This window comes from Streptomyces coacervatus (assembly GCF_029223485.1).
GTDB lineage: Bacteria > Actinomycetota > Actinomycetes > Streptomycetales > Streptomycetaceae > Streptomyces > Streptomyces coacervatus.
Genome location: NZ_JARHTP010000076.1, coordinates 1 through 621 on the forward strand (window position 1 = coordinate 1; position 621 = coordinate 621).

Genomic DNA, 621 nt, shown 5'->3' on the forward strand with positions numbered 1-621 from the left:
GTCCAGTCCATCCACACGGACTCGGTGCCGTTGATCGTGTTGCCCTCGATCTTGGCGAATCCACGACCGCCGGCCGACTGAAGGGAGATGGTGTCCCCGTCGTGGGACACCGAACGCTCCACCGTGCCACTGGCGTTGTCGGAAATGTCGACGAATCCGTTCGCACCGTGTTCGCAGTCCGAGGCGGCGGCGTGCGCCGTCGGGGCCACGGCCATCCCAACGCCCACGACACTCCCGAGCGAGAGCACCAGCGCGGAGGCTGCCCCAGCGATTTTCTGACCTGCCTTCATCGGTCCTCCTGTCATGCGGTGTGGCGTACCCGGCACGTTTCGTGCCCGCCGCTTGCTATACGCATGGCGAGGGGGTCCCGTATGACATCGAGTTCCAAGATCTTTCCACTGCCGCCGTACGGCCGGTCAGCGGGACCGCGCTTCGGCCGCGGTGCAGGTGCGGATCTCGGTGGAGTTGCGGGTGCGTACGCCGGGCAGCCAGCCGCGGATTCCGGCGGCCGTGCTGACCAGGTACCAGCGGGTGGAGGTGATGCCGCTCTCGTCCTGGATCAGCGTGCCGTCGGCGATGACGCAGGTCGCGGCCAGCCGGTCGCCGTGCCAGACCTTGCCC

Annotated in this window: 2 pseudogenes; both read right to left on the reverse strand. The window is 67.8% G+C overall.

The window, feature by feature from the left end:
* Positions 1–290: pseudogene (locus tag P2Q00_RS50645) on the reverse strand (hypothetical protein); the annotation flags it as partial.
* A gap of 126 nt (positions 291–416) precedes the next feature.
* Positions 417–621 (reverse strand): annotated as a pseudogene (locus tag P2Q00_RS50650) (hypothetical protein); the annotation flags it as partial.